We start from the raw sequence: 24911 nt of genomic DNA on the forward strand, positions 1-24911 counted from the left end.
GTACGAGGGCGATCCTCCGCCTTGCGATTGCACGCACCAGACGCCGCGGGCCCCGCCCTCCGGGCGGACGGCGCTACTTTCGAAACACGCCCTAGTCCCGTTCCGGATAGGTGAAGACCAGCATCGTGACGCCGTTCTGTGTTCGCCAGGGGCCGTGGGGCATGCCCGGGGGGCGGGAGGCGTACATGCCGGCGGTGAAGGTGCGGTCGAGGGTCAGGTCGTGCATCGAGCCCTCGACCAGGTAGACCTCCTCCCAGACGTCGTGCCGGGACACGCCCTGCGCGGCGGTGTCGGTGCCCGGCGCCCAGCGCACGAGCGCCGTGCGGCTCCCGCCCTCCGGGTCGTCGGCGAGGACGCGCTCCTCGACGCCGGGCCCGGTGGGGGTCCAGGGACCGTCGGGGACGTGGAACTCCAGCTCGGGCTTGCTCACTTCCACACCTCCGGGCGGCGGTTGGCGAGGACGGACGTCCGCTCGCGCACGGCGGCGACCTCGTCCGGGTCGAGGTCGGCCACCAGCAGCTCGGGCCCGGCGCCCGCCCGGTGGCGCACCGTGCCGTCGGGGCCCGCGATCCCGCTGTGCCCGATGCCGGTGGGCGCCGGGCCCGGCGGGGTGCCGGGATCGGCCTGGTCGACGGCGGCGACCCACAGGGTGGCGTCCAGCGCGCGGGCCCGGACGAGGAGTTCCCACTGGTCGAGCTTGCCCGGCCCCGCGCCCCAGGACGCGGGCAGCAGGGTGGCGTGCGCGCCGGCGTCGGCGTGGGCCCGGAACAGCTCGGGGAAGCGCACGTCGTAGCAGGTGGCGAGGCCGAGCCGGACACCGTCCACGTCGAGCGTGACGACGGTGGAGCCGGGGGCGACGGTGTCGGACTCGCGGAAGCCGAAGGCGTCGTACAGATGGATCTTGTCGTACGAGGTCTCGGTGCCCGCGCCCGTGGCGAGCAGGGTGTTGGTCACCCGGCCGTCGGGGGCCGGGGTGAACATGCCCGCGACGACGAGCGTACCGGTGGCGCGGGCGATCTCGCGGACGCCGTCGGCCCACGGCCCGTCGAGGGGTTCGGCGAGCGGAGCGAGGGGCGTGCCGAAGCAGGCCATGGTCGCCTCGGGGAAGACGACGACCCGGGCCCCCGCGTCTGCGGCGCGACGGGTCCACTCCTCGACGAGCGTGAGGTTCTTCGCCGGGTCGGGGCCGCTGGTGAGCTGGCTCAGGGCGATGCGCACGGTGGGATCTCTCCTTGGACGGGACGGACGGTCGGCATCCGGTGCTTCGGCGTTCCCATCCTCGCGTCGGGGACGTCGACCTTTTGGCATACTTCTTGTATACAGGTCGTATGCGCAAGCCCCCCGGGGAAAGTCGGCCGGGGAAACGCGTGTCCCTGTACGCCGTGTGATCATGGGAGTGCCCCGATGGCCGTGCTCACCTTCGAACTGCCCGACGGATCGATACGCGAGGTGGACGTCGTCCAGGTCCTCAACGCCGGGTACGCCGGGCGCCGCCAGGACGACGTCGCCGCGCACGTCGCCGAACTCGCGGAACTGGGTGTGCCGGCGCCCTCCGTGACGCCGGCGCTGTATCCCGTGGCGCCCTATCTCGCGCAGCAGACGGAGCAGGTCCCGGCGCAGCACCCGCGGACCTCGGGCGAGGCCGAGTGGGCCCTGGTCGTCGCCGGTGACGGGGAGCTGCTGCTGACGGCCGCGTGCGACCACACCGACCGGGACCTGGAGGTGTACGGGGTGGCGTGGAGCAAGAACGCCGGCCCGGACGTACTCGCCCGGCGGGCGTGGCGGCTCGCGGACGTCGCGTCGCGGATCGACGACCTGACGCTGCGCGCCTGGGTGCGGCACGAAGGCGAGGAGAGCGAGATCCAGTCCGGCACGCTCGCCGAACTCCTCGCTCCCGCCTACTGGGTGGACGTCCTGCGCGCCCGGGACGGACTCGTGCCCGGGACGGTCCTGGTCTCGGGGACGATCCCGATGGCCCCGGGCGTCGACCCGTTCGCGGACGGGTGGCGGGTGGAGCTGGGCGACCCCGCCACCGGGGACGTCATCGGGCTCTCCTACGACGTACGGCCGCTGCCCGCGCCCATCGGCTGACCGCTCGCGCGGGCGGCGCGGTGGATGTCGCCGCCGACGCGGGAGAGCGGACGGCCGGTGCCGTCCCAGCGGGCGGCGACGATCTCCGCCGCGATGGAGACGGCCGTCTCCTCGGGGGTGCGGGCGCCGAGGTCCAGGCCGATGGGCGACCTCAGCCGGGCGAGGCCGGCGTCGTCGGCGCCCGCCTCGCGCAGCCGGCGTGTGCGGTCCTCGTGGGTGCGGCGGCTGCCCATGACGCCGATGTACCCGGCGGGGGTGCGCAGCGCGGCCAGCAGCAGCGGGACGTCGAACTTGGGGTCGTGGGTGAGCACGCACACCACGGTGCGCTCGTCCACCCCCGTGCCCGCGAGATAGTCGTGCGGCCAGGCGCACACCACCTCGTCGGCGCCGGGGAAGCGTTCGGGCGTGGCGAACACCGGGCGGGCGTCGCACACGGTCACGCGGTAGCCGAGGAAGGCGCCCATCCGGGCGGTGGCCGCCGCGTGGTCGATGGCGCCGAAGACGAGCATGCGGGCGGGCGGCCGGAACGACTGCACGAACAGGGTGACCTCGTCCATGCGCCGCTGTCCCCCGGCCCCCACGTGCCGTACCGCGGTGGTGCCCGAGGCGAGCAGTCCGCGCGCCTCGTCGGCGGCGGTGCGGTCGAGCCCGGCGTGGCCGAGCGTGCCGTAGGCGCCCTCGGCCGTGGCGACCAGCCGGGCGCCGAGGGGGGCCGCGCCGCCGGTCACCGTGGCGACGGCGACGGGCTCGTCCCGGGCGGTCAGATCGAGCAGCCGGGTGAGCGCGGGGTCGCGCGGGTCGTGTGCGCGCACCAGGATCTCCAGGGTTCCGCCACAGGTCAGGCCGACCGCGAACGCGTCCTCGTCGGCGATGCCGTAGGTGTGCAGCCGGGCCTCGCCCGTTGTCAGGGCCTCGGTGGCCGCCTCGTACACGGCGCCCTCGACACAGCCGCCGGAGACGCTGCCGATCACCCGCCCGTCGGGGGTCACCGCGAGCGCGGCGCCCGGCTGCCGGGGCGCGCTGCCACGCACCCCGACGACGGTGGCGAGGGCGAACGGCGTACCCGCGTCGACGAGTTCACGCAGGCGCGGCAGGATCTCACGCACCGGCGGCCTCCTCGGCCCGCGCGGCGCCGAGCTGTCCGCGCCAGCGGGTGTAGAGGGTGTGGGGCACCCCGGCGACGTCGAGGACCTTGCCCGCGACGAAGTCGACGAGCTGCTGCACGTCGCGCGCGCCGGCGTAGAAACCGGGCGAGGCCGGGACCACCACGGCGCCCTCGCCCGCCAGGTCGGCGAGCTGCTGGAGGGTGACCCGGCGCAGCGGTGCCTCGCGGGGCACGAGGACGAGCCGGCGGCACTCCTTGAGGGTGACGTCGGCGGCGCGCTGGATCAGGTCCTTGCTCATGCCGGTGGCGATGCCCGCGACGACGGCCGTGGTGGCGGGGACGACGATCATGCCCCGGGTGGGGTAACTGCCGCTGGCGGGCCCGGCGGTGAAGTCGTTCTCCTTCCAGACCCGGGTGTCGCCGACGTCGCGGCCGATGAACTCCTTGAGGTCGGTGCGCCAGTGCGCCTCGCGGAAGGTGAGTCCGGTCTCGTCGAGCAGGGTGAGCCGGGCGGCCCTGCTCACCACGAGGTCCACCGGCTCGCCGGCGTCGAGCAGGCCGCGCAGCACGGCCGCCGCGTACGGTGTGCCGCTCGCCCCGGTCATGCCGAGGACCCACGGGGTGCGGGGTGTGGTTGGCTGGTGATCCATGAGGGGGCCTTTCACGACGGGGTCCCGCGCGGGGCGACGGCGAGGCGGTGCTCGGGAGTGACGGTGGACTCAGCGGCGGCGGGGCCGACGCACGAGCACGGTGAGCTGACGGCAGGCGAGCGGGAGATCCTGCGGGTGCTCGGGCGCACCGCGGACCTCGGGAGCGTGGGCGACGAGATCCTGGTCTCGATCGGTGCCGCGATCATCGAGGGCCGGCTGAAGCCGGGCGACGACCTGAACTCCGTCGAGCTGGCCCGCCGCTTCCGCAGCAGCCGTACGCCGGTCCGCGAGGCCCTCGCCGTGCTGGAGCGCGAGGGCCTGGTGGAGATCGTCGCCCGCAAGCGGCCGCGGGTGCGGCGCCTGGGCATCGAGGAGGTCCGGGACATATACGAGCTGCGCGGTGAGCTGTACGGACTGGTGAGCCGGCGGATCGTCGAGCGCTGCACGGACGCGCAGCTCGGTGAACTGGCGTCCGCGCAGGCGCGGTTGGAGGAGGCGGGCGCGACGGGCGACCTCGACGCGTACTTCTGGCACAACGTCGGCTTCCGCAACACCGAGGCCCGGATCGCGGCGAACGAGATCGTGCGGGGTGTGCTCGACTCGGTCGGGATCCGGACCCTCCAGCTGCGGCACCTGAGCCTGTCGCTGCCGGGCCGGCTGGAGACCTCGCTCGCCGACCACCGCCGGCTGATGCAGGCGTACACCGACCGGGACGCCGAGCTGGCGTCGGCGCTCACGCGGTCGATCGTGCGCCGGGGTCTGGCCGCGGTGGAGCGGTCGGGCTGGACGGGGTTGCCCGACTGACGGCGCCCGCGCCGAGGAAGCGCCCGGCGGCGAGCAGGGCGTCGCGTTCCCCGCCGTCGAGTCCGAGCGCGTCCAGGGTCTCCACCGGGGCGTCGGTCCGCATCGGGAAGGGGTAGTCGCTGCCGAGCAGGACCTGTCCGGGGCCCGCGAAGCGCAGCAGGTGGCGCAGCGCGTCGTCGTCGTGCAGGACGGTGTCGTGGAAGAGCTGGCCGAGCAGTTCGCGGGGGCTGCGGGCGCCCTTGGCGCGGAACTGCGGCGGCGCCGCCGTGAAGCCGCGCTCCAGCCGGCCGATCTGGTACGGCACGCAGCCGCCGCCGTGCACGAGCAGCACCCGCAGGCCGGGGCGCCGTTCGAGGACGCCGCCGAGCAGCAGGGCGGCGGCGGCGAAGGTGGTCTCGGCCGGGTTGCCGACCAGGATGTGCAGGAACAGCCGACGGTGCCGCTCGGGCACGTCGAGTTCGGCGGGGTGGACGATCACGGGGACGTCCAGTTCCTCGGCCGTGTCCCAGAAGGGGTCCAACGAGGGGTCGTCGAGGCCGAGTTCGCCCACCCGGGCGCCGATCTGCACGGCGTGGTGGCCGAGTTCGGTGACGGCGCGGCGCAGTTCGGCGACCGCGTGGCCGGGGTGCTGGAGCGGGACGGCGGCGGCGGTGAGGAACCGGTCGTGGGTGGCGCGGAGTTCGGCCGCCGAGTCGTTCTGGACCCGGGCCAGCCACAGGCCGTCGTCGGGGTCGAGCTCGTAGCCGGCGAGGTCCATCCAGGGGGCGACGAGCTGCACGTCGACACCGGCCTTGTCCATCCAGGCCAACCGGGCCCCGACGTCCGACAGTTGGGGCAGGAGGGGCAGTCCGCTGGGGCGGCCGGCGACCTCGACGCGGGTGACCGGCCTGCCGCCCGCGTCGCTCGTGACGAGCCGGACGTGGTGGGCGGCGCCCTCCTCCCTGATGCGTTCGACGGCGTGGGCGCCGACGTGGTGGGCGTGGGTGTCGACGACGCGCGGTGCGCTCATGCGAGGTCTCCGACCGTCTCGTCCGCCGCGCGGTCGAGCAGCGCGGTGAGCGCCTCGACCACGACGCCGGGGTTCTCCAGGGGGGTGAGGTGGCGGGTGCCGGGCACGACGGTGGCGGGGCCGTCGCCGACGAGCCGGGCGAGCGTGTGGGCCATCTCGGGCGGGGTCGCGCCGTCGTCCTCGCCGACCAGGACGGCCGCCGGGTGCGGGATCGAGGGCGCCGAGTCGCGCAGGTCGCTCCAGCCGAGCATGGTGCAGGTGGCCTCGTAGCAGTCGAGGTCGTTGGCGGTGAACACCTCGGTGAGCCGGGCCATCAGCTCGGGGTGCGCGGTGCGGAAGGCGTCGCCGAACCAGCGGGTGAGCTGGAAGGGGATCAGTGAGTCGAGGCCCTTCTCGCGGGCGGCGGCGGCGCGGGCGGCCCAGTCCTCGGGGGCGGTGGGGCCGTACCAGGCGGTGGTGTCGACGAACAGGGCGGCGCGGGTGCGGGCGGGGTGGGCGGCGGCGAACGCCTGGGCGACGCAGCCGCCCATGGAACAGCCGGCGACGGCGGTGTCCGTCCAGCCGAGGTGGTCCAGGAGGTCGGCGAGGTCGTCGGCGAACTGGCCGGTGGTGTAGGGGCCGCCGGGGCGTCCCGAGCGGCCGTGGCCGCGGCAGTCGTAGGTCACCATCTCGGCGCGCCCCGCGAGCGCCGCCGTGACCCCGGACCACAGGGAGCGGTCGAGGGCGAGGCTGTGCACGAAGGCGATGCGGGGGGCTCCCGCGGGGGCCGGGTGCAGGGTGTACGACAGGGGGACGCCGTCCCGGGTGCGGGCCTCCCCGTCGCCTGCGGTGGCGGTCATCGGTCTTCTCCCTCGGCGGTCTCGGCGCGGTGGATCGCAGTGGTCAGGGCGCGGCGCGCGAACTCGGCGATCATGCGGGTCTTGTAGGCGGCGGAGCCCTTGACGTCGCTGTACGGGGTGGTGCCCGCGGCGGCCCGGTCGGCGGCCTCCTCGACGAGGCGGCGGTCGGGGCGGGCGCCTGTCAGCCCGGTGAGGTCGACGGCGACGGGCCCGCCGGCCACCGAGCCGACGGCGAGCGCGAGCCGGTCCACGGTGCCGTCGCCGTCGAGGGCGACGACGGCGGCGACGTTGACGCAGGCGTACTCCCAGACGCCGCGCACCAGGAACTTCTCGTACGCCGAGCCCGTGCGGGCGGTGGGCAGCGGGAGCCGGACGTGCTCGATCAGCTCGCCGGGCCGCAGCGGGCCGAGGTCGGAGAGGGCGAGGGTGCGGGTGCCGTCCGCGTGGCGCACGGCGAGCGTGGCGCCGACGGCGGTGAGGGCGACGGGCGGGTCGTGGTCCGCGTCGCGGGCCGCGATGTTGCCGCCGAGGGTGACCAGGCGGCGGATGCGGCCGGTGGCGACGGAGCGGGCGGCGTCGGTCACCACGGGCCAGAGCCGGGCGAGCCGTGCGTCGGCGGCGAGGGCGTCGAGGCGGACGCCGGCGCCGACGGTGACGTGGTCGGCGTGCACGGTGACGTCGGCGAGGCCGGGCAGTCCGGCGACGGAAACCAGCCGGGCCGCGGCGGGCGGGCGCCGGTCGTGCCGGCGCAGCGCGTGCGCCACCCCGCCCCCCACGGGCACGGCGTCGCCGCCGGCCAGCATCCGCAGCGCCTCGTCCAGGGTGCGGGGGGTGAGGAGCGCGGGGGGCGCCGCCGCGTCGACGGGCGGGGCCCCGGATTCGAGGGTGGTCATCGGGTCTGGCCTTCCTGCCGCATGCCCCAGTAGATCTTCTCCGCCGTGATGGGGAGTTCGTGGACGCGGACGCCCACCGCGTCGGCCACCGCGCTGGCGATGATCGAGGGGACCGGGTCTAGGGCGATCTCCCCGACGCCCTTCGCGCCGAACGGGCCGGTGGGTTCGTAGGAGTCGGCGAACTCGACGTGCAGGGTGGGCATGACGCCCGCCGTGGGGAGTTTGTAGTCGGAGAAGTTGGGGCGGGTCGGTGCCCCGTCCTTCCAGTCGAAGCGCTCCGTCAGCGCCATCCCGAGGCCCTGGGCGATCGCGCCCTCGACCTGCCCCTCGGCGAGCGGCGGGTTGAGCACGGTCCCGCAGTCGACGACCGCCGCCAGTTCCAGCACGGTCACCGCGCCGGTCGCCGGGTCGACCTCCACCTCGGCGGCCTCGGCGACGAAGTTGTACGCGCCGGACTCGTTGCCGTACCGGTTCCCGTCGGGGAACTCGGAGGGGTTGTCGAAGGAGCCGATGCCGACGATGGGCTGCCCGTTCGGCCGGTACAGCTCGGCGCGGACGATCCGGCCGACCGGCGCGCTCACCGGCCCCTGCCCGTCGGTCCCTGCGGGGGCGTGCACGGTGCCGTCCTCCACCCACAACTGGGCCGCGGGGCGGTCGAGTTGCCGGGCCGCCGACTCCAGCAGCCCCTGGCACGCCTGCTCCGCGGCGCGCTTGACCGCGTTGCCGGCGACATAGGTGACCCGGCTGGCGAGGGCGCCGAGGGCGTGGGTGGCGAGGTCGGTGTCCGGGCGGGTCACGGAGACGTCCGCGACGGGCAGCCCGAGTTCGGCGGCGGCGATCTGCGCCAGCGTGGTGCGCGCGCCGGTGCCGATCTCGCCCTCGCCGACGATCACCGTGGCCCGGCCGTCCTCGGTGAGCCGTACGATCGCGGAGCTGCCGTCGTAGTCGCCGAAGCTGCGCCGCCCGGAGACGTGCACGCTGACGCCCATCGCGAGGCCCCGGTTGGGGGTGCGGGCGGCGCGCTTGGCCTCCCAGTCGATGGCCTTGGCCGCCTTGCTGATGCACTGCTTCAGCTCGCAGCTGTTGATGCGGTGGTTGTGCGGGGAGACGCTGCCGGACTCGACGGCGTTGAGCAGGAACAGGTCCGGCACCTCGATGCCGAGCTTCGTGGCGGCCAGGTCCCACGCCTGCCCGACGGCCCAGTCCGCGGACGGGTTGCCGAAGCCGCGGAAGGCGCCGGTGGGTTCGAGGTTGGTGTAGACGAGCCGCGAACGGGCGCGTACGGCGCGGTAGTTGAACAGGGCGTCGTGGCGGACGGTGGCGGCGCCGAGCACGGCCTGGGCCTTGCCGGTGTAGGCGCCGTTGTCGGCGATCACCTCGATGTCCTTGGCGGTGACCAGTCCGTCCTTGGTGAAGCCGAGCCGCACGGCGTACCGCATCGGGATGCGGGGGCGGCTGGCGAGGAACTCCTCCTCGCGGGTGTTGACCAGCTGCACCGGCCGCCCGGCGCGGCGGGCGAGCAGGGCGCAGATCACGGAGGTGTTGTCGTCGCCGGACTTGCCGCCGAAGCCGCCGCCGATCTCGGTCTGCACGACCCGGACGGCGCGCAGCGGCAGTCCGAGCGCGGTGGCGTAGCGCTGGCGGGCGAGGAACGGGGTCTGGGTGTTGACCCACAGGCTGACCCGGTCCTGGGACCACTCGGCGGTGCAGCCGATGGTCTCGATCGAGCCGTGCCACTGGCGGGTGCTCTGCCAGGTGCCCTCCACGATCACGTCGCTGCGGTCGAACCAGGCGTCGGCGCCGCCCCGGTCGAAGCCGAACTCGTGGGCGACGTTGCCGGGCGCGTCGTCGTGGACCAGGGGCGCGCCCTCGGCGAGGGCCTCGTCCAGGGAGAGGACGGCGGGCAGCACCTCGTACTCGACGCGGATCAGCGCGGCGGCGCGGCGGGCGGTCTCGGGGTCGCGGGCGGCGACCGCGGCGACCTCGTCGCCGACGTAGCGGACGTGGTCGACGGCGAGCGGGTAGAGGTCGGGGCGGAAGGCGCCCCACTTCACCCCGGCGGTGTCGGCGCCGGTGACGACGGCGTGCACCCCGGGCAGCCGTTCGGCGCGGGAGGTGTCGACGTGCAGGATGCGGGCCGCGGCGTGCGGGGAGCGCACGACGGCGCCGTGCAGCATGCGGGGCGCCCAGTTGTCGCCGGCGTACACGGCGCGTCCGGTGACCTTCTCGACGGCGTCGATGCGCTGGACGGCGCTGCCGATGAGGGGCGGCAGGACGGCCCGGTCCAGTTCGGTGGCGGTGACGGGGAGTTCGGCGGTGGACATCAGCGGGCCTCCCCTTCGGCGCGGGCCGCCCGGTCCAGCGCGACGGCCTCGCGGGCGGAGTCGAGGATCTTGACGTAGCCGGTGCAGCGGCAGTAGTTGCCGTCGACGGTCTCGCGGATGTGGTCCTCGCCCGGCTCGGGGTCCGCGTCGAGCAGGGCGCGCACGGCCATGACGTGACCGGGGGTGCAGAACCCGCACTGGAGTCCCGAGCACTTGACGAAGGCGTCCTGCACGGGGTCGAGGCCGTCGGGTCCGCCGAGCCCCTCGACGGTGCGCACGTCACGGCCCTCGACGAGGCCGGCCATCTGGATGCACGACGGTACGGCCTCACCGTCGACGACGACCGTGCAGGCCCCGCAGTAACCGATGGCGCAGCCGGACTTGGTGCCGGTCAGGCCCAGGTCGTGGCGGAGCACGTCGAGCAGGGGCGCGGTCGGGTCCTGGACGTGGATCTCCACGTCCTCCTGGTTGAGCCGGAATCGCAGCGGTACGGCCATGGCCTTCCTTGCCTCGGGTGGTGCGGTCGGGGTGTCACGGGGGGTGCGGGGGGTACGGATGTCGGTCACGGTTCTTCTCCGGTCCAGCCCGAGCGTTCGATCGCCCCGTAGCCGGCGCGCACCAGGGACTGGGTGAGCGCGGAGGCGAGTTCGGGGTCCCGGTCCTCGTACGCCTGGAGCAGGCGGGCGTGGTCGCGCACGGACGGGCCGAGCCGGCCGGGCTGGGCGAGGCTGAGGTGGCGCAGTTGCAGGGCGCGCAGCCCCAGCGAGTCGAGCACGCGGCGCAGGGTGGCGTCGCGGGCGATGTCGGCCTCGGTGTTGCGGAACTGCACGTTGATCCAGAAGTAGCGGTCGACGTCGTCGTCCGCGGCGGCGGCCTCCAGGGCACGCTGGTGGGCGCGCAGGGTCTCCAGGTCGGCCTCGGTCGCCTTCTGTACGACGGCCCGGCTGACCAGGGCGTACAGCTCGGCGCGCAGGTTGTACAGCTCGCGGACCTCGCGCAGCAGCAGCCGGGCGACGCGGGGCCTGCGCCGGGCGGTGATCTCGACGAAGCCCTCCCGTTCGAGGACGAGCAGGGCCTCGCGCACGGGGGTCCTGCTGCTGTTGAAGGAGCGGGCGAGTTCCACGGAGTTGAGGTCGTCTCCCGGGGAGAGCCGGCCCTCGATGATCTCGGTGGCGACGGCGAGGGCGATCTCGTCGGCGATGCTGGGCACGGTGGTGCCGCGGCCGAAGGTGCGGCCGAGTTCGAGCCGCCTGGCCGTCTCCCCGGCCGGTATGCGGGGGACGGCGGGGCGGGTGCCGGAGGCGGGCGTGGGGGGTGCTGTTTCCGCCGTCACCATGCGCCGCCCAGGACGTCGGGCCAGCGCCGGGTGACCTGGTCGAGCAGGTCGCGGCTCGCCTCGGCGACCTTGGGGAAGGAGTCGAGGCGGGTCCAGGGCCGGCAGGCATCGATGACGGCGCGGGTGTTGAAGGGCGGGGCGCCCTGGGAGCGCAGCGGGTCGACGCGGCTGCCCCAGGTCTGCCGCATGGTCTCGATGTCGTCGGCCGGGTCGGTGCGGGTGCACATGGCCCAGACGACGTCGTTCAGGCTGCGCGGGTCGACGTCGGCGTCCACGACGACCACGAACTTGTTCATGTAGGCGGCGGCGGGCAGCTGGGCGGCGAGGTAGCCGGCCTGGCGGGCGTGGCCTGCGTACTGCTGGTCGATCGCGACGGCGAGCAACTGGCGTCCGCCGCCCGCCTCGTGGGCCCAGACGCCCGCGACGCCGGGCAGTCCGGTGCGCACCAGGGCGTCCTGGATCATCGCGGACTTCATGACGCTGCGCATGTACGAGTAGTCGTGCGGGGGCTTGCCGGGCGGGGCGCCGAGCTGGATGGGGTCGTCGCGGTGGTAGACGCGCCGGACGTCGAGGGTGAGGACGGCCTCGGTGCCGCCGCTGTAGTAGCCGGTCCACTCGCCGAACGGGCCCTCCTGCTCGCGCCGGTCTGGGTAGAGCCAGCCCTCGACGGCGAGTTCGGACGTGGCCGGGACGGGCAGTCCGGTCAGTTCGCCGCGCACGACGTCGACGGGGCGGCCGAGCACCGCTCCCGCGTACTCCAGTTCGGAGATCCCGCCGGGGACCTCGGTGCCAGCGACGACGAGGAGCAGCGGGTCGTGTCCGAGCGAGACGGTGACGGGGGCGCGGCCCTCGCGGGCGAACCAGGCGCGGACGTGGGCGGCGCCGTGCTTGCCGGCCTCGATGTTGACGCTGGCGGCGCGGCCGTCGTTCTGGACCTGCATGCGGTAGGCGCCAGCGTTGAGGACACCGGTGTCGGGGTCGGTGGTGAAGACGGCGCAGCCGGTGCCGATGTACCGGCCGCCGTCGCCCTCGTGCCACTTCGGGACGGGGAAGTCGAGGAGGTTCACGTCGTCGTCGCGCACGACGTTCTCGCACACCGGCCCGGTGTCCACCTCGCGCACCGGGTGGCGGGAGGCGTTCTCGGCCCACTCCCCCGGCTTGCTGCGCAGGGCCTCGACCAGGGCGCGGTCGTCGAGGTCGGTGCCGAGGCGCAGGGTCATGCCGAGACGGCGGGCGTTGGCCATGGACGCGGTCAGGACGCGCTGTCCGGGCCGGTGGTCCACGATGTCGTCGAAGAGCAGCGCCGGGGGCGAGGGGCGTTTGTAGTTGACCTCGGAGGCGGCTCCGATCTCCTTGTCCCAGTGGGCGCCGGAGATCCTTCTGACCTCGCCGAGCTTGTCGGCGAGCTCCAGCCAGCCCCGGAGGTCGTTGATGTCGTCGAGCGACGTCATGTCACTCGCCTCCTTCTGTCGGGGCGCCGGTGTGCGGCGCGCGGTGGCCTCACCGGTAGAGCGAGGAGATGAAGCCGGACTTCTGCAGGCCGTCCACGTAGGAGTTGTCGATGAAGACCCCGGTGTCCTTCGGCATGGTCCCGACGCCCTTGGCGACGGTCGCGGCGAACGCGTCGTGGACCAGGGCGGGGTCGACACGGGGGGTCTTCGCCCACAGCGGGTCGAAGAAGTCGTACGAGTACTCGGCCAGGGCCGGGCTGCTGACGCCGCTGTGCTTGACGATGCTCTTGATGGCGGCGGCCTTGTCGTTGTGGAGCAGGGCGAGGCATTCGGTCTCGGACTTGACGAAGGCGGTCACGGCCTTGTGGTTGACGCCGAGGTAGTCGGACTTGACGGTGTAGGCGTTCGCGGCGGCGGGCAGGTCCGTGAAGTCCATGACCTTCTTGAAGCCCTTCTCGCGGGTCTTGGTGCCCGTGGGCGGCTGGGTGACGATCGCGTCGACCGCGCCGTTCTCCAGCGCCGAGACCTCGGCGGGGGTGCTCTTGAGGAAGACCTTGTGGACGTCGTCCTCCTTCCAGCCGTTGTGCCGGATCAGGGAGTCGACGGCGGCGTCGCCGAGGGAGCCGGGCGAACTGAGGCCGATCTTGAGGCCCTTGATCCCGTCGCCGGGCCGGACGGACTTCTTGCCCCACATCTCCAGGTAGTAGCGGTTGATGGGGAGGGCGATGTAGCGCAGGTCGACGCCCTTGAGGTTCATGGCTCCGGCGGCCGTCGAGGTGGTGGCGCCGACGCCGACCTGGACGCTGTTGCTGACGAGGGCGGCGACGAGCTGGGAGGAGCTGTTGAGCAGGGTGAGCTTGACGTCGAGGCCGTTCTTCTTGAAGATCCCCCGGTCCTGGCAGATGTAGAGGTCGGAGTAGGCGGCGCCGATGGCGGTGTAGCCGACGGTCATCTTCATGCTGGATCTCTGGACGGACGCCGTGGGTGTCACGGCGCAGCCCGAGGCGGCCAGGATCAGCGCGGCTCCCACGGCGGCGGACAGCGGTGTGGCGATGCGCATGGGCGGTGTCGTCCCCTCAGTCCGTTCAGTCCGTGCCCGACCAGAAGGTGAAGCGGCGTTCGAGCCAGCCGACACCTCGGGAGAGCACGATGGCGACGACGGCGATGACCGCGATCGACGCCATGGCGTCGTCCATCTCGAAGTTGGAGGTCTGGAGCTGGACCTGGTAGCCGAGGCCGGCGGAGCCCATGAAGAGTTCGGCGACGATGGCGCCGATCAGGGCGCGGCCGACGGCCTGCCGGATGCCGGCGAGGATGTACGGGAGGGTCGCGGGGAAGGCCACGGAGCGCAGGGTGGTCAGCCGGGAGGCGCAGAAGACGCGGGCCACCTGCATGTGGCTGGTCTCCAGGTTGCGGGCGCCGGCGATGACGTTGATGAGCAGCGGGAACAGGGCGCTCCACACGACGATGACGATGCGGGCGTTGGTGTCGATGCCGAACCAGAAGATGAGCATCGGCAGGAAGACGACGTAGGGAACCGAGTACATGATGCTGATGAGCGGGTCGGTCAGGCCGTAGAGGACCTTGTTGCGGCCGATCAGCAGGCCGGCGGGGATGCCGACGACGATCGAGATGAGCATGCCCCAGGCGACGATCTCCAGGGTGGAGCCCAGCGGGTCCCAGACGCCTCCGGTGCGGATGGAGTCGATCAGGGCGGTGAACGCGCCGGCCGGGGAGCTGCTGAAGTTCTCGTCGACGATGCCGGTGGCGGCGCAGACCTGCCAGGCGGCGAGGACCACGGCGAGGCCGACGACGCCGAGGACCAGGTTGAGGTGGCGGCCGCCGAGCGCGCGGCGCACGGCGGGGCCCGCGGCGGAGCGGGTGCGGAGGCTATCCGACGACAGTTGCGTCGCTGTCATGGTCCATCGCCCTTCGGCCGTTCTGGGTCTGGCTCATCACCAGCTGGAGGATGTAGTCGTGGATCGCCTGGAACTCGGGCGTCCGCTTGATCTCCGAGCGCCGGGGGCGCGGCAGGTCGACGTCGACGACCTCGACCAGGTGGGCGGGGCCGCTGGAGAAGACGACGACGCGGTCCGCGAGGAAGACGGCCTCCGGCACGTCGTGGGTGACGAAGACGGCGGTCTTCCCGGTGCCGGCACCGTCGGCCTGCCAGATGCGGGTCAGTTCGTCCTGCATCAGCTCGCGGGTCTGCGCGTCGAGCGCGGAGAACGGCTCGTCGAGGAGGAGCAGGTCGGGGTCGGTGGCGAGGGCGCGGGCGAGGTTGACCCGCTGGCTCATGCCGCCGGACAGCTCGCGGGGGTACTTGTCCTCCTTGCCCGCGAGGCCGACGAGCTCGATGAGTTCGGCGACCCGGGCGCGGCCCTTGTCGTCGAGGCGTTTCTGGGCCTTGAGGCCGAACGCGATGTTGGCGTTCACATTGCGCCAGGGGAACAGCGAGGCGTGCTGGAAGACGAGGGAGCGGTCGGGCGCGGGGCCCTGGATCTGCTCGCCGTTGAGTTCCAGCCGCCCGCCGGCGACCGGGGTGAGTCCGGCGAGCGCGGTGAGGAACGTGGTCTTGCCGCAGCCGCTGGGGCCGACGATGGCCACGAACTCGTTCTCCGCGACCTCGAAGCCCAGCCCGTCGCAGGCGAGCGAGAACGAGCCGGAACGGCGTGACCAGTGGCCGAGCCTGAGGTCTTCGACGACCAGTTTTCGTCGTGGTTGTTGCACGGATACCTCCTCCGGAACGGAGATCGATCAGCGCCGTCGACGCGAAGTGTCGACACTCGGATTCAAGCAGCGCCCTCCGGTCATGTCTAGATGGTTACAGCCATGAGTCTGCCGAGTTCCAGGGCACCCGATCACAAGAAGTGTCGACACTTCACGGGAAGGGGCGGCGCCACGAGGTGACCGATTACCGTCCCCGAGCTTTGGTATAATGGTCTGACATTAATGAGGGTCGAGAGGGGCCACGTCATGACGAGCGGAACGCTCATCGTCGGCGCCAGCCAGGCCGGACTCCAACTGGCCGTCTCCCTGCGACAGTTGGGGGACACGGAACCGATCACGCTGGTGGGCGAGGAGAGCCATCCGCCGTATCAGCGGCCTCCCCTGTCCAAGGAGTTCCTCGCCGGAGAGGCGGACGTCGACTCCCTGGCCTTCCGCGCTCCCTCCTACTACGCCGACGCGGGGATCGACCTCGTCAGCGGGGAGCGTGTCACCGGCGTGTCGCTCTCCCCCGCAACGGGAAAGGGCACCGCGGTGACCGCCTCGGGGCGCGCGCTGCCGTTCGACCGCCTCGCGCTCACCGTCGGCGCGGGCGCCCGGCGGCTGTCCGTGCCAGGCGCCGACCTGGACGGCGTCTGCTATCTGCGCGACCGCGACGACGCCCTCGACCTGCGGGTCCGCCTCGGTGCCGCCTCGCGGGTCGTGGTGGTGGGCGGCGGTTTCATCGGTCTGGAGGCCGCCGCGGTCGCCCGCGCGCTCGGCAAGGACGTCACCGTGGTGGAGGCGGCCGACCGGCTCATCGCCCGGGCCGTCGCGCCGGTCGTCTCCGAGTTCTACCGGCAGGCCCACCGCCGCCGGGGCACCACCGTGCTGCTGTCGGCCGCCGTCGCCGGCTTCGACGGCCGGGGCGGCCGGGTCACGGCGGTACGGCTCGCCGACGGCACGTCGCTGCCCGCCGACCTCGTCCTGGTCGGCGTCGGCGTGGTCCCGCGGACCGAACTCGCCGAACAGCTCGGGCTCGTGTGCGAGGGCGGGATCGTCGTCGACGCGCGGGCCCGCACCAGCAATCCCCATGTCACCGCCGCCGGGGACTGCACCGTCCAGCCGCATCCGCTGACCGGGCTCGGGCGGGTGCGGCTGGAGTCCGTGCAGAACGCCGTCGCCCAGGCCGCGGCCGCCGCGGCGGCCCTGCTCGGCAGGGCGGCACCGGCACCGGCCGTGCCCTGGTTCTGGTCCTTCCAGGGCGATCTGAAGCTCCAGATCGCGGGCCTGTCCACCGGCTACGACACCCATGTGCTGCGCGGCGACCCGGACGGCGAGCGGTTCTCCGTCCTCTACTACCGCGAGGGACGGCTGCTGGCGGTCGACGCCGTGAACAGCCCCGCCGACTACATGGCCGTGCGCAAGGCCCTCACCGACGGGGCGGACCTCCCGGCCGACGCGGCCGCCGATCCCGCCGTCCCGCTGAAGTCCCTGCTGGCCGCCCGCCCGAACGCGGTGACCTCCGGCTGACGTACGGGCCCGCCGATGTGCCGGTGGCCCGGTGGACGATCGTCCACCGGGCCACCGGCACATCGGGGCACCGTCAGATGACGGCCGACTCCAGGGACTCGGGCGCGAACAGTTCCTCGGGCTGCCGCAGCTTCCCGGACAGGCCCTGTTCGTGGTGGTAGCGCAGGAACGTGGTGAGCGCGTCGCGGTTGCCCTCGACGCCGTAGGACCAGTAGTCGCGGCCCAGCAGGGCGCGGGCCTCCTCCAGCTGGGGGGTGAGCCAGGGCAGCATGAAGCGCAGGGCCGAGGTGTCGTACAGGTTGTCGTAGGCGAGGTCCCGGGCGGTGACCAGGGCCTTGTAGAGGGACTGCGCGACCCAGGGGTGGCGGTCGTAGACGTCCCGGCGGATCACCACGACGTGCATCATCGGGAAGATGCCGGTCGCCGCGTAGTACTCCTTCTCGGCGGCCACGACGTCCGGGAACACCCGGCGCACCCGCGGGTCGCCGGCGGCGAACGGGCTGGGCACCCGGGGGGTGCACAGGGCGTCGATCTCGCCCTCGGCCAGCATCTCGGCGAGGGTGCGGTCCTCCGGGATGCGGGTGACGCTCAGGCCGGGCAGGTCGACGCCCGCCTTCTCGATCCGCCCGGGGGTCTCCTGCCCGCCGGTGAGGTAACTGACGGAGTCCACGGGCACGTCGTGCCGGTCGGCGAGGATGCCGCGCATCCACACGCACGCGGTGAGCTGGAACTCGGGGGTGCCGATCCGTTTGCCGCGCAGGTCCTCGGGCCTCGTGATCCCGGAGTCGGCGTGGCAGTAGAGCGAGCCGTGCCGGAACATGCGCGAGGTGAACACGGGCAGCGCCACGAAGGGCGCGGGATCGGCGCGCAGCGACAGGACGTACGAGGACAGCGACATCTCCGCCACCTCGAACTCCTGGTGGCGCATCATCCGGAAGAAGGTCTCCTCGACGGGCAGCCGCAGATAGGTGAGGTCGATGCCGTCGGGGCGGACGGTCTCCTCCGCGAGGGCGCGGGTGCGGTCGTAGTCGCCGCAGGCGAACGTGAGGTGCAGTCGGGCCATGGGCTACCTGCCTTCCGCGGTCAGCCGGGCGTCCAGACGGGGGTAGACACGGCGGGCGTTGGCCTCGAAGACCTTCTGCCGCTCCGTGTCGGTGAGTCCGGCCCGGTCGAGGTACTGCTTGGTGTCGTCCCAGGCGATGCCGGTGTCCGGGTCCACGCCGCGGACGGCACCCAGCATCTCGGAGGCGAACAGGAGGGTGTCGGCGCCGGCGACCCGGTGGAGCAGGTCGATGCCGGGCTGGTGGTACACACAAGTGTCGAAGAAGACGTTGCGCCCGAGGAGCCGGCCCGGGTCGGGGCGGCCCATGCGCACGGCGAGGCCCCGGTAGCGGCCCCAGTGGTAGGGGACGGCGCCGCCGCCGTGCGGGATCACGAGGCGCAGGTCCGGGAAGCGGTCGAAGAGGTCGGACTGGACGAACTGCATGAACACCGAGGTGTCGGCGTTGAGGTAGTGGGCGCCGAGGGTGTGGAAGTTCGGGTTGCAGGACGTCGAGACGTGCACCATGGCCGGGACGTCCAGCTCGGTCATCGCCTCGTACAGCGGGAACCAGTACGGGTCGGTCAGCGGCGGCGAGGTCCAGTGGCCGCCCGAGGGGTCCGGGTTGAGGTTGCAGCCGACGAAGCCCAGCTCCCCCACGCAGCGGCGCAGTTCGGCGACGCTGTCGTCCAGGGACCCGCCCGGGGTCTGCGGGAGCTGGCAGACCGCGGCGAAGTGCTCGGGGAACAGTCCGACGACGCGGTGCACGAGGTCGTTGCTCGCGCGGGCCCAGTCGCGGGCGGTGGCGGGGTCGGGCACGTGGTGCTCCATGCCGGACGCCTTCGGGGAGAAGAGCATCAGGTCGCCGCCGCGCTCGCGCAACAGCTTGAGCTGGTTGTTCTCGACGCTCTCGCGGATCGCGTCGTCACCGATGTCCGCGGGCGGCGGCGCCGGCTTCGAGGGGTCCGTCAGACGGGCCAACTGGGCGTCCCGGTACGCCTGGTGCGGGGGCGGGGTGGTGGTGTAGTGGCCGTGGATGTCAATGATCATCGGCCGGCTCCTGGTCGACGTAGGTGAGCCCCTTGCGTGCGAGGCGCTCGCGCATCGTGTTGACGTCGAGGCTGAGTTCGCCGCTCGCGTAGCGCTTGCGGCTCGCGGCCTCCTTCTCCTCGCGGGCGCGGGCCGCGGCGAGCACCGTGGCGGCGTCGGCGCGCGGCACGACCACGGCGCCGTCGTCGTCGGCCACGATCACGTCGCCCGGGACGACGTGCTGACCGCCGCACACGAGGGGCACGTTGACGTCGCCCAGCGTCTCCTTGACGGTGCCGAAGGCGCTGATGTGCCGCGCCCACACGGGGAAGCCCATGCGGCGCAGGTCGGCGACGTCGCGGCAGCCGGCGTCGATGATCAATCCGCGCACACCGCGCGCGGCGACGGCGGTGGCGATCAGGTCGCCGAAGTACCCGGCCTCGGACGGGGAGGTGGGGGCGACCACGAGGACGTCCCCGTCGCGGCACTGCTCGACGGCGACGTGCAGCATCCAGTTGTCGCCGGGCGGCACGCTCACGGTGACGGCGGTGCCGGCGATGCGGGCGCCGGACCAGACGGGGCGCAGCGCGGGGTCGACGAGCCCGGTGCGGCCCTGGGCCTCGTGGACGGTGGCGACGCCGAACGCGGCGAGGCCGTCGACGAGCGCGCGGTCGGCGCGGCGGGGGTTGCGGACGACGATGCTCATGCCGCCGCCCAGGGCAGCAGGGAGACGTGGACGGCGTCCTCGCCGCTCTCGCCGCCGACGGTGCGGATGGCACGGTCGGCCTCGGCGAGCGGGAAGCTGTGGGTGCTGAGCTTCTCCAGCGGGAAGCGGCCCGACGCGAGCTGTTCGAGGGCGAGTTCGCAGGCGCGGTAGCTGTGGCCGCGGGCGCTCTTGAGGGCGATGGACTTCTCGGTGAGCTTCTTCAGCGGGAAGTCGGGGAAGGCGGCGAGTTCGCCCTGGACGACCATGGTGCCCTCGCGTCGCTTGAGGGCGTCGATGCCGAGCAGCACCGGTGCGGTCCCGGCGCCGGCCGTGCAGTCGAGGACGACGTCCACGCCGCGTCCGCCGGTGAGGTCCAGGACGCGGGTGAGGGCGTCCTCCTGGGTCACGTCGACGACGTGGTCGGCGCCCAGTTCCTTCGCCAGGGACAGCCGGGCGGCGTCCTTGGTGGTGCCGGTGACGATGATCAGGGAGGCGCCGGCCTGCTTGCAGGCGACGACCTGGGACAGGCCCTGCTGTCCGGGGCCCTGGATCAGGACCGTGGAGGCGTAGCCGACCCCGGCCGTGACCAGCGCCCACTCGATGCCGTTCGACAACGGGGTGACCAGGCCGGCGAGTTCGGCCGAGACGCCGTCGGGCACCCGGTGGGTCACGGAGTTCCAGGGGAGGTAGAGGTACTGCGCGAAGCCGCCCCACAGGTGGTACGGGTTCTCCGCCGAGGTGTAGCCGTAGCGCCGGGCGTCGGGGTTGGTGCGCCAGTCGGTGGCCTCGCAGTGGCGGTACTCGCCCCGGTGGCACCACTCGCAGCGGTAGCAGCCGACGTAGTGCTCGACGAAGATCCGGTCACCCTCGGCGAGGCCCTTGCGCTCGGTGAAGGTGCGGCCGGCCTTCGCGATGACGCCGACGTTCTCGTGTCCCATGATCACCGGATCGGCGAAGGGGGGTTTGCCGTACATCTTCACGTCCGTGCCGCAGATCCCGGCGACCTCGACCTTCAGCAGGGCTCCGTCGTCGGGTATGTCCGGCATCGGGAACTCCCGCAGCTCGGTCCGGCCGGGTGCCGTACGCACCGCCGCCAGCACGTGCTCCGCCATGACGTCGTCTCCTCACGTTGGGGTCAGTCGGCCGTAGCGCAGTGTATGGACTTATGGACTGACCATGCTACCTTTCGAGCATGGTCATACCTCGACTCCGGACAGTGACCCGCACCCAGGGCGACAACGAGGCCCTGAAGACCGGGGAGGTGACTCCCCACGGCTTCCGCTTCGCGTTCGAGGAAGTGCCCGTCCTCGTCCAGGCGTTCCGGCGCATGGTGCGAGGGCTGGAGTTCGACGTCAGCGAGATGGCCCTGACCACCTACGTGGTCGCCAGGGCCCACGGCGTGCGGTTCACCGCCGTACCGGCCTTCCTGGTGCGCGGCTTCCACCACGGCGCGGTCTTCCACGACCCGTCGTCCGACGTGCGCGAGCCCAAGGACCTCGAAGGACGCCGGGTGGGCGTGAGCCGCGGCTACACGGTGACCACGGGCGTCTGGGCACGCGCCGTGCTCCAGGAGGAGTACGGCGTCGACCTCGGCAAGGTCACCTGGGTGCTGTCCGGCGACGAGCACGTCGCCGCGTTCCGGCCGCCCGCGGGCGTCGAGTCCGCGCCGCCCGGCGCGTCGCTGGAGGACATGGTCGCCTCGGGCGAACTGGCCGCGACGATCGGGCCGCCGCCCAAGTCCGCGGCGCTCGCCCCACTGATCCCGGACCCGGTGGCCGCCGGCTTCGCCGCGCTGCGCGACAGCGGCCTCTACCCGATCAACCACCTCGTCGTGGTCCGCGACGAACTCCTGGACGAGCGGCCCGAGCTGGCGGCCGACGTGTTCGACGCCTTCGCCCGCGCCAAGCAGCTGTACGTGGACCGGCTGCGCGCCGGGAGCATCGAGAACCCCACCGCCACCGACGAGATGTACCGGCGGGTCATGGAGGTCACGGGCGCCGATCCGCTGCCGTACGGCATCGAGCCGAACCGTGCCGTCCTGGAACGGCTGCTGCGGCACGCCGTCGACCAGCGGATCGTCGAACGGGCGCCGTCCGTGGACGAGTTGTTCGCCCCGGCCACCCGCTCGCTCACCGCCTGACGCGCCCCGACCCGACCGAAGGAGCCCGTATGCGCATCGTCATCGCCGCCGACCACAACGGCTTCGCCCTCAAGGCCCGGCTCACCGGCTGGCTGACCGAGCGCGGGCACACCGTGGAGGACCTGGGCGCCCACACCGACGAGACGGTCGACTACCCGCCGCTGTGCGCGGACGTGTGCCGGCGGGTGGTCGGGGGGACGGCCGACCGGGGGATCGTGCTCGGCGGCAGCGGACTCGGCGAGACCATCGCCTGCAACAAGGTGCCCGGCATCCGCGCCGGGCTCTGCCACGACGTCTGGAGCACGGAGATCTCCCGGGGCAACAACGACTCCAACGTGCTCGTGCTGGCGGCGAAGGTGCTCGCGCCCGAGCGGGCCGAGGAGATCCTCGGGACCTGGCTCACCACTCCGTTCAAGGGCGGGGTGCACGCCCGGCGGCTGCGCCAGATCGAGGAGTTGGAGCGGAACGCGGCACGGGCGTGAACCCCGCGGGGGGCCGCTCCCGTAAGGAAAGCAGGGGCGCGGCCGTGTCTCCCCTCACGGCCGCGCCCCGCGTCATGTCCCCGTCTCTCCCGGCCGTCACACCGCCCGGGTGAGGAAGTCGAGGATCCTCGCCGGAGCGGTCTCCTCCGTCTGCTCGGCCACCGGTACGTCCCAGTACTCGGTGCGCGGCAGGCACTCCTGGAGGTAGCGCGCGGCCGACGGGGCGTGCGAGGTGTCCTGTCCGGGCACGATCAGCGCGGGTACGTCGAGAGCGAGCAGGTCCTCCGGTTCGGGACCCGGCACCGTGTCCCGGTCGAACAGCAGGCGTGCCGTGCCGGTGACCAGGGCGCGGTAGCGGTCGGGGTCGGTGCGGGCGTAGGCGTCGGCGAAATCGGCGTCCGTGCGCAGGAGCGGGGCCCAGGGTCCGACGCGGGGGTCCTTGGTGAAGCCGGCGTCGGTGCCGCGGGCGAGCTCGACGACCTGCCCGAGGCCGTGCTCGTCGGCGTACACCAGGTGGTGGCGGAACCGTTCGTGCTGCTTCACCCGGTAGCGGACGCCGCCCGCGGGCGAGTACAGGACCATGCTCAGCACCCGCTCGGGGTGGGCGACGGCCATGGCGGCCACCGTGGAGCAGCCGACGCAGCCGCCCATCAGATGGGCGCGCTCCATGCCGAGGTGGTCGAGCAGTCCGACGCCCTGCCGGACGTAGTCCGCCCAGGAGATCCGCTCCAGGCGCCCCCCGGACCGGCCGGACTCGCGCCGGTCGAAGGTGACGCAGGTGAAGTGCCGGGTGAGGTGGTCCAGCAGGCGCAGACGCCGGTAGACGCCCACCGTCCGCCAGCTCTCCAGGCTGGAGTCGAACCCGCCGGGCGAGAACATCAGCAGCGGCGGACCCGACCCGGCGACCTCGTACCGGGTCGGGATTCCGTCGACGACGGCGGTGGGCACGATGCGTACCCCTTTCTCTGTCACGGTGGCGCGCGCGGGCGCGCGGTACGACGGGCGGGACCGGGCCGGGGCCGGCCCGGGGTCAGGGCGTGGGAGGGACCGGGACGCCGCCGGCTATCTGGCGGGCCGCCCGGACGTCCTCGGTGTACGCCGTGAGGGCGTCGAGGGTGGTGCGGGCGACGTTGGCGTAGGTGTCCGGCGGGTTGTCGATCGCGCTCGCCGCGTAGCCGATGGCCGCGTGGGCCATGCGCATCCGGCCGTCCAGCCAGGGGCCGCCGCCGAAGCCGCCGACCACCGGGACGGAGACCGCCGCGGCGACGGCCGCACCCACCACCGGACCGGAGTTGGTGAAGTTCAGCAGCGCGGCGCCGGCCTCCTCCAGACGCTTGGCCTCGGCGACCATGGCGTCCCGCATCTCCACCGGCACCTGGTCGGCGGCGGTGGGCACGGCGTTGTACTCCACGCCGTAGCGCAGCGCCGTCTGCGGGGTGATCCCGAACTGCGCGAACACCGGGATGCCCGCGCGGGTGATCGCCTCGACGGCCTCGGGGAAGTCGGCGGCCGCGTCCAGCTTGACCAGGTCGGCGCCCGACTCCTTGACGAAACGGATCGCGGCGCGCACCGCGCTGTCGGTGCCCTCCTGGAGCGGGCCGAACGGGAAGTCGACGCTGACCAGGGCCCGCCGGACGCCCCGCCGTACCGCCTGGGCCACGACGACCATCTGGTCCATCGTGACCTCGAACGGATTGGCGTGGCCCCAGAGGTTGACGCCCACGGTGTCGCCGACGGAGACGAGGTCGACGCCGGCGCGGTCCGCGATGCGGGCCATCTGGTAGTCCCAGGCGACGACGCCGGCGATCTTGCGTCCCTCGTCCTTCATGCGCCGCAGCCCGCGCAGTGTGACCTTCTCGGACATGGGGTTCCTGTTCCTCCTAGACCCTGAGCGCGGTGAGCAGTTCGAAGGCGTCGCTCTCGTCGGCCGACAGCAGCAGGACACGGGCGTAGGGCCGCAGGGCGGCCACCGCGTCGTCCGCCTCGAAGCCGTCGCCGAGGACCACGCCCGCGGTGGTGATCCCCCGCCGGCCGCAGAACCGCCCGATGGCGGCGGCCGCTTCGCGCCCGCCGTCCTCGGTGGCCAGGACGACCACCACGTCACTGCCGGAGAGGGCGTCGTCGAGCGGGACACCGGGGCCACCGGCGGCTCCGCCCCCTTCGCCGGGCACCGGGTTCCCGCCGGGGGCCGGTCCCGGCCCCCGGCCCGGAGCCACCGCGGACTCCGCGCCGGACACGTCGGCCGTGGCCCCGGCCGGCACCCCGCCGTCGGCCGCGACCGTGCGCCGGTCCGTCCCCGTCCCGGTCCGCCCCGGCGCCGTGTCCGGGGACCCGTCCGGCAGGCCGACCGCCCCGGCCGCCTCCCGGCCCGGCGCGCCCTCGTCGGCCGTGCCCGCCCCGGCGCCCGGAGGCGCCCCGGTGGGACGGCCCCGCGCCGGGTCCGTGGACCCGGCGGGCGCCCCGGCCTCCGGCACGTGCGGCCCCTCGCCCGGGGGCAGGGCCGAGGACACGTCGGGGGGTACCCGCAGTGTCTCGGGCAGGGGGGCCGCCGCGCCCGCCAGGCGGTGCAGGCGGCCGTCGGGGCCGCTGGTGAAGAACCGGGCGTGGGCCCACGGGCGTTCGGCGAGCCGGCGGGCGACCGCCGCCGCCCGGTCGTCCAGGGCGACGACCCCGGCCGCGCGGGCCGGGACGATCGGGACGTCGATGCGGAACCGGGACTCGCTCGCCGAGGCCGCGCGGGCGCTCTCGCTGAGCTGTCTGATCACTGTCGTCAT

The 24911-nt window shown here is 73.4% G+C and carries 26 protein-coding genes; 5 read left to right on the forward strand and 21 right to left on the reverse strand.

The genetic code is table 11. The features are described 5' to 3' along the window. Nucleotides 1-91 precede the first annotated feature (91 nt). Both AB0F77_RS30490 and AB0F77_RS30495 read right to left on the reverse strand, forming a co-directional pair. Nucleotides 92-430: a cupin domain-containing protein gene (locus tag AB0F77_RS30490; RefSeq protein WP_361954915.1), complete on the reverse strand. Its 339-nt coding sequence runs from the start codon at nt 428-430 to the stop codon at nt 92-94. Continuing rightward, nucleotides 427-1218 carry a carbon-nitrogen hydrolase family protein gene (locus AB0F77_RS30495; RefSeq protein ID WP_361954916.1) on the reverse strand — a complete coding sequence of 264 codons (792 nt, stop codon included), beginning with the start codon at nt 1216-1218 and terminating at the stop codon, nt 427-429. Before AB0F77_RS30495 ends, AB0F77_RS30490 begins: the two co-directional genes overlap by 4 nt. A gap of 186 nt (nt 1219-1404) precedes the next feature. On the opposite strand from AB0F77_RS30495, the gene AB0F77_RS30500 reads away from it, so the two are divergent. Then, nucleotides 1405-2091 carry a DUF2848 domain-containing protein gene (locus tag AB0F77_RS30500; RefSeq protein WP_361954917.1) on the forward strand — a complete coding sequence of 229 codons (687 nt, stop codon included), beginning with the start codon at nt 1405-1407 and terminating at the stop codon, nt 2089-2091. Here the strand turns inward: AB0F77_RS30500 and AB0F77_RS30505 are convergent. Then, nucleotides 2055-3197, reverse strand: coding sequence for an XdhC/CoxI family protein (locus AB0F77_RS30505; protein WP_361954918.1), 1143 nt, complete (start codon nt 3195-3197; stop codon nt 2055-2057). The two genes, AB0F77_RS30500 and AB0F77_RS30505, sit on opposite strands and share 37 nt — an antisense overlap. Next, nucleotides 3190-3846 (reverse strand): UbiX family flavin prenyltransferase, encoded by a 657-nt coding sequence (locus AB0F77_RS30510; protein WP_361954919.1) that lies wholly within the window; start codon nt 3844-3846, stop codon nt 3190-3192. Before AB0F77_RS30510 ends, AB0F77_RS30505 begins: the two co-directional genes overlap by 8 nt. 57 nt (nt 3847-3903) lie before the next feature. Here AB0F77_RS30510 and AB0F77_RS30515 point away from each other — a divergent pair, with 57 nt between their 5' ends. Beyond that, nucleotides 3904-4650, forward strand: a complete 747-nt coding sequence (locus tag AB0F77_RS30515) for a GntR family transcriptional regulator (RefSeq protein WP_361954920.1) — start codon at nt 3904-3906, stop codon at nt 4648-4650. Here the strand turns inward: AB0F77_RS30515 and AB0F77_RS30520 are convergent. Genes AB0F77_RS30520 through AB0F77_RS30565 form a run of 10 tightly spaced genes read right to left on the reverse strand, consistent with a single transcriptional unit; the run spans nt 4580 to nt 15232 of the window. After that, a complete protein-coding gene (locus tag AB0F77_RS30520; RefSeq protein WP_361954921.1) occupies nt 4580-5659 on the reverse strand; it encodes an amidohydrolase family protein in 1080 nt (359 codons plus the stop codon). The two genes, AB0F77_RS30515 and AB0F77_RS30520, sit on opposite strands and share 71 nt — an antisense overlap. After that, a complete protein-coding gene (locus AB0F77_RS30525; protein ID WP_361954922.1) occupies nt 5656-6498 on the reverse strand; it encodes an alpha/beta fold hydrolase in 843 nt (280 codons plus the stop codon). The genes AB0F77_RS30520 and AB0F77_RS30525 overlap by 4 nt, the downstream gene beginning before the upstream one ends. Then, nucleotides 6495-7391, reverse strand: a complete 897-nt coding sequence (locus tag AB0F77_RS30530; RefSeq protein ID WP_361954923.1) for an FAD binding domain-containing protein — start codon at nt 7389-7391, stop codon at nt 6495-6497. Before AB0F77_RS30530 ends, AB0F77_RS30525 begins: the two co-directional genes overlap by 4 nt. After that, a complete protein-coding gene (locus tag AB0F77_RS30535; RefSeq protein ID WP_361954924.1) occupies nt 7388-9715 on the reverse strand; it encodes a molybdopterin cofactor-binding domain-containing protein in 2328 nt (775 codons plus the stop codon). Before AB0F77_RS30535 ends, AB0F77_RS30530 begins: the two co-directional genes overlap by 4 nt. Next, nucleotides 9715-10281 carry a (2Fe-2S)-binding protein gene (locus tag AB0F77_RS30540; protein WP_361954925.1) on the reverse strand — a complete coding sequence of 189 codons (567 nt, stop codon included), beginning with the start codon at nt 10279-10281 and terminating at the stop codon, nt 9715-9717. Before AB0F77_RS30540 ends, AB0F77_RS30535 begins: the two co-directional genes overlap by 1 nt. Next, nucleotides 10278-11051 carry a GntR family transcriptional regulator gene (locus AB0F77_RS30545; protein ID WP_361954926.1) on the reverse strand — a complete coding sequence of 258 codons (774 nt, stop codon included), beginning with the start codon at nt 11049-11051 and terminating at the stop codon, nt 10278-10280. Before AB0F77_RS30545 ends, AB0F77_RS30540 begins: the two co-directional genes overlap by 4 nt. Continuing rightward, on the reverse strand, nt 11045-12502 hold the full coding sequence (locus AB0F77_RS30550; protein ID WP_361954927.1) for a UbiD family decarboxylase: 1458 nt from the start codon (nt 12500-12502) through the stop codon (nt 11045-11047). The genes AB0F77_RS30545 and AB0F77_RS30550 overlap by 7 nt, the downstream gene beginning before the upstream one ends. Before the next feature lie 49 nt (nt 12503-12551). Then, the gene (locus tag AB0F77_RS30555) at nt 12552-13562 is read right to left on the reverse strand and encodes an ABC transporter substrate-binding protein (protein ID WP_361954928.1); all 1011 of its coding nucleotides are present in this window, start codon (nt 13560-13562) and stop codon (nt 12552-12554) included. Between the two features lie 25 nt (nt 13563-13587). After that, on the reverse strand, nt 13588-14421 hold the full coding sequence (locus AB0F77_RS30560) for an ABC transporter permease (RefSeq protein ID WP_361954929.1): 834 nt from the start codon (nt 14419-14421) through the stop codon (nt 13588-13590). Next, a complete protein-coding gene (locus AB0F77_RS30565; RefSeq protein WP_361954930.1) occupies nt 14393-15232 on the reverse strand; it encodes an ABC transporter ATP-binding protein in 840 nt (279 codons plus the stop codon). Before AB0F77_RS30565 ends, AB0F77_RS30560 begins: the two co-directional genes overlap by 29 nt. Nucleotides 15233-15478: 246 nt before the next feature. On the opposite strand from AB0F77_RS30565, the gene AB0F77_RS30570 reads away from it, so the two are divergent. Beyond that, a complete protein-coding gene (locus tag AB0F77_RS30570) occupies nt 15479-16741 on the forward strand; it encodes an FAD-dependent oxidoreductase (RefSeq protein ID WP_361954931.1) in 1263 nt (420 codons plus the stop codon). Nucleotides 16742-16814: 73 nt separating this feature from the next. Here AB0F77_RS30570 and AB0F77_RS30575 read toward each other — a convergent pair whose 3' ends face one another. The 4 genes from AB0F77_RS30575 to AB0F77_RS30590 are packed head-to-tail and all read right to left on the reverse strand — an operon-like array spanning nt 16815 to nt 20627. Then, entirely contained in the window at nt 16815-17804 is a 990-nt protein-coding gene (locus AB0F77_RS30575; RefSeq protein ID WP_361954932.1) for an ABC transporter substrate-binding protein, read from the reverse strand. A gap of 3 nt (nt 17805-17807) precedes the next feature. Further along, nucleotides 17808-18830 carry an amidohydrolase family protein gene (locus tag AB0F77_RS30580; RefSeq protein ID WP_361954933.1) on the reverse strand — a complete coding sequence of 341 codons (1023 nt, stop codon included), beginning with the start codon at nt 18828-18830 and terminating at the stop codon, nt 17808-17810. After that, nucleotides 18820-19515, reverse strand: coding sequence for a 4-carboxy-4-hydroxy-2-oxoadipate aldolase/oxaloacetate decarboxylase (locus tag AB0F77_RS30585; protein WP_361954934.1), 696 nt, complete (start codon nt 19513-19515; stop codon nt 18820-18822). The genes AB0F77_RS30580 and AB0F77_RS30585 overlap by 11 nt, the downstream gene beginning before the upstream one ends. Then, the gene (locus tag AB0F77_RS30590; RefSeq protein ID WP_361954935.1) at nt 19512-20627 is read right to left on the reverse strand and encodes a zinc-binding dehydrogenase; all 1116 of its coding nucleotides are present in this window, start codon (nt 20625-20627) and stop codon (nt 19512-19514) included. The genes AB0F77_RS30585 and AB0F77_RS30590 overlap by 4 nt, the downstream gene beginning before the upstream one ends. 104 nt (nt 20628-20731) lie before the next feature. Between AB0F77_RS30590 and AB0F77_RS30595 the strand changes: the two genes are divergently transcribed. Beyond that, a complete protein-coding gene (locus tag AB0F77_RS30595) occupies nt 20732-21655 on the forward strand; it encodes an ABC transporter substrate-binding protein (protein WP_361954936.1) in 924 nt (307 codons plus the stop codon). A gap of 29 nt (nt 21656-21684) precedes the next feature. Continuing rightward, entirely contained in the window at nt 21685-22137 is a 453-nt protein-coding gene (locus tag AB0F77_RS30600) for an RpiB/LacA/LacB family sugar-phosphate isomerase (RefSeq protein WP_361954937.1), read from the forward strand. Nucleotides 22138-22233: 96 nt separating this feature from the next. On the opposite strand, the gene AB0F77_RS30605 is transcribed toward AB0F77_RS30600, so the two are convergent. The 3 genes from AB0F77_RS30605 to AB0F77_RS30615 form a co-directional block, all read right to left on the reverse strand. After that, a complete protein-coding gene (locus AB0F77_RS30605; RefSeq protein ID WP_361954938.1) occupies nt 22234-23085 on the reverse strand; it encodes an alpha/beta hydrolase in 852 nt (283 codons plus the stop codon). An 82-nt stretch (nt 23086-23167) separates the two neighbouring features. Beyond that, the gene (locus AB0F77_RS30610; RefSeq protein WP_361954939.1) at nt 23168-24001 is read right to left on the reverse strand and encodes a 3-methyl-2-oxobutanoate hydroxymethyltransferase; all 834 of its coding nucleotides are present in this window, start codon (nt 23999-24001) and stop codon (nt 23168-23170) included. 16 nt (nt 24002-24017) lie between these two features. Continuing rightward, nucleotides 24018-24911 carry a hypothetical protein gene (locus AB0F77_RS30615; protein WP_361954940.1) on the reverse strand — a complete coding sequence of 298 codons (894 nt, stop codon included), beginning with the start codon at nt 24909-24911 and terminating at the stop codon, nt 24018-24020.

Origin of the sequence: Streptomyces sp. NPDC026672 (assembly GCF_040638185.1) — a bacterium.
Classification (GTDB): Bacteria; Actinomycetota; Actinomycetes; order Streptomycetales; family Streptomycetaceae; genus Streptomyces.

Coding starts and splice junctions, on each gene's coding strand:
- AB0F77_RS30500 (WP_361954917.1), top strand. CDS start 1,405: ATGGCCGTGCTCACCTTCGAACTGCCCGACGGATCGATACGCGAGGTG.
- AB0F77_RS30510 (WP_361954919.1), bottom strand. CDS start 3,846: ATGGATCACCAGCCAACCACACCCCGCACCCCGTGGGTCCTCGGCATG.
- AB0F77_RS30520 (WP_361954921.1), bottom strand. CDS start 5,659: ATGAGCGCACCGCGCGTCGTCGACACCCACGCCCACCACGTCGGCGCC.
- AB0F77_RS30525 (WP_361954922.1), bottom strand. CDS start 6,498: ATGACCGCCACCGCAGGCGACGGGGAGGCCCGCACCCGGGACGGCGTC.
- AB0F77_RS30530 (WP_361954923.1), bottom strand. CDS start 7,391: ATGACCACCCTCGAATCCGGGGCCCCGCCCGTCGACGCGGCGGCGCCC.
- AB0F77_RS30535 (WP_361954924.1), bottom strand. CDS start 9,715: ATGTCCACCGCCGAACTCCCCGTCACCGCCACCGAACTGGACCGGGCC.
- AB0F77_RS30545 (WP_361954926.1), bottom strand. CDS start 11,051: ATGGTGACGGCGGAAACAGCACCCCCCACGCCCGCCTCCGGCACCCGC.
- AB0F77_RS30550 (WP_361954927.1), bottom strand. CDS start 12,502: ATGACGTCGCTCGACGACATCAACGACCTCCGGGGCTGGCTGGAGCTC.
- AB0F77_RS30555 (WP_361954928.1), bottom strand. CDS start 13,562: ATGCGCATCGCCACACCGCTGTCCGCCGCCGTGGGAGCCGCGCTGATC.
- AB0F77_RS30560 (WP_361954929.1), bottom strand. CDS start 14,421: ATGACAGCGACGCAACTGTCGTCGGATAGCCTCCGCACCCGCTCCGCC.
- AB0F77_RS30570 (WP_361954931.1), top strand. CDS start 15,479: ATGACGAGCGGAACGCTCATCGTCGGCGCCAGCCAGGCCGGACTCCAA.
- AB0F77_RS30575 (WP_361954932.1), bottom strand. CDS start 17,804: ATGGCCCGACTGCACCTCACGTTCGCCTGCGGCGACTACGACCGCACC.
- AB0F77_RS30580 (WP_361954933.1), bottom strand. CDS start 18,830: ATGATCATTGACATCCACGGCCACTACACCACCACCCCGCCCCCGCAC.
- AB0F77_RS30585 (WP_361954934.1), bottom strand. CDS start 19,515: ATGAGCATCGTCGTCCGCAACCCCCGCCGCGCCGACCGCGCGCTCGTC.
- AB0F77_RS30590 (WP_361954935.1), bottom strand. CDS start 20,627: ATGGCGGAGCACGTGCTGGCGGCGGTGCGTACGGCACCCGGCCGGACC.
- AB0F77_RS30600 (WP_361954937.1), top strand. CDS start 21,685: ATGCGCATCGTCATCGCCGCCGACCACAACGGCTTCGCCCTCAAGGCC.
- AB0F77_RS30610 (WP_361954939.1), bottom strand. CDS start 24,001: ATGTCCGAGAAGGTCACACTGCGCGGGCTGCGGCGCATGAAGGACGAG.
- AB0F77_RS30615 (WP_361954940.1), bottom strand. CDS start 24,911: ATGACGACAGTGATCAGACAGCTCAGCGAGAGCGCCCGCGCGGCCTCG.